This window comes from Vibrio sp. R-1 (genome assembly GCF_035615595.1).
Taxonomy (GTDB): domain Bacteria; phylum Pseudomonadota; class Gammaproteobacteria; order Enterobacterales; family Vibrionaceae; genus Vibrio; species Vibrio cholerae.
The window spans coordinates 1-1,794 of record NZ_WPDC01000173.1 but is presented as its reverse complement, the minus strand read 5'-3'; the positions used below and the strand labels follow the sequence as shown (position 1 = coordinate 1,794).

2 protein-coding genes are annotated in these 1,794 nt (G+C 38.4%); both read right to left on the bottom strand.

Annotated elements, in window-relative coordinates; all coding sequences use genetic code 11:
* Positions 1-22 precede the first annotated feature (22 nt).
* Positions 23-682, bottom strand: coding sequence for a Bax inhibitor-1 family protein (locus GOU96_RS17350; protein WP_267783238.1), 660 nt, complete (start codon positions 680-682; stop codon positions 23-25).
* Positions 683-833: 151 nt separating this feature from the next.
* Positions 834-1,775 carry a hypothetical protein gene (locus GOU96_RS17345; RefSeq protein WP_267783236.1) on the bottom strand — a complete coding sequence of 314 codons (942 nt, stop codon included), beginning with the start codon at positions 1,773-1,775 and terminating at the stop codon, positions 834-836.
* Positions 1,776-1,794 lie beyond the last annotated feature (19 nt).

Sequence of the window (1,794 nt, the reverse complement as noted above, 5' to 3'; positions counted from 1 at the left end):
TGAGGCGTTTGTTATGTGAATTTTATTTACGCCCCATAATCCGAACGATTCTCAAAAAGAGGTTAATGATATCCATGTAGAGTGCTGCTGCGCTATCAACTGCATTGTCTATTGTCTTGGGAATTTGATTTGCTCGTCCCCAATCATAGCCAATGTAACCACAGAATATGATAACAACTGCCCAATCCAGCCACTCCTGGTGAATACCAAGTATGAATATTTGAAAAAGCTCAACAACAATTACAGCTATTAATGCAGTGGTTAACGCGCCAGAAATTTTTTGGAAGAAAACCGGAAACATTGTACCGAGCAACATCATTATGCCGGTCACTAATCCTGTAACCTTAATCGCTTCCAAAACTAATGATGGGTCATAGTTTGATACGACTATGTTGATGATTAGTCCAAAAGGTACAACTACAAAGTTATAGCCGGCAAAACTAACTAAAGGATTTGATGACTTACTGAATAAGTAAACCCCAAAGAAACAGCTTGCAAAATAGCCAAGAAAAAAGAGCCAAGGATTGATAGATGTAATTGACTCAACGGGGATATTTCCAACCATTAACCAATTAACCCAAAATCCCCAACACAGCACAACCCCTATTGTGAGGTTATACAGCCTTGAGCTTATTTCTGGCTCTCCGATGTTAGTTCGTTCAAAAACATTAGATTCCATCAACCCGATTCTCCTTTTTTCACCATTCACATAACGCCCGGTTAAGGGGCAACCAACGCTACTACCAATTTACCGCATAACACCGTAACCACAAAACCCAACGCATAGTAAAAATGCCACGCGTTGGTTGTCCCTCTTGAACCGTTTGTTATGTTTATTCTGTCAGGACTTTTTTTGAAATTCTGTTGTTCTTTAGCTCTTTAGAAACCATCGGCATTGCTATTTGGAAAGACCCTTCATCATTGATCGTTTTGATTGCCTCTAGAACGAAAGTTTCCATTTGACATTTAAGAGACTCACCAGCTTTAATTGCATCTCGTGCAGCTTTTTGAGCTGCATTGTCAAATCGCTTACTCATGCCAATCACTGCTACTTCACCTTCAGGTATGCGTATACCTTTAGCAAACACTTCATAGACACCCTCATCATTAAGTTTTTTGTCCATAGTAAACTTCATTAGATGATCTTTTCTAGAAGCTGGACATGTCACACCGAGGATAAACTCTGAATACATTTCTCTCAGAGCTACTTCATCTAACCTATACTTCTGAGCTGACTTTAAAGATGTTGTAATTGAATGCTCTACAACGTCACAAATATATTCACCAGTTAAGATATTATTATAATGTAAGCTTGGAACAAACATATCTTCACCATATAAAGAACTTGAGCCATTATTAATCAGTACATTCTTATCACAGGGCTTTCGAACGACATACTCCGGTTCACTTAACCTATCTTGCCTCTGGTAATCAATTCGTAGGTTTGCTAAGTGGTTCGTGATTAGATCTATCACATGCTGAGAGGTTAGAGTACTACCTGCGAACGCAACAAAGCACTCTAATTGCAGAAATACTGAATTATATCCGTGAAAACTTTCACCGATAAAGTTAGGTTGCCAAAGCTTAATTGGTATCTCTTTAATTTTTTTAAAGCCGGATAATAATGGCGAATGTCCATTAGAGCTATGGCTTGTAATAATACTATCAGCAATAACAAACATGCCTTCTTGTCGCATTCCAGTAGGGTCTTCGATATTATCGAGTTCCCTCCAAATGTTTTTTCCAAAATTATAACCAGCTACTACGATTGTCACCTTTTACTCCCTTGAAACA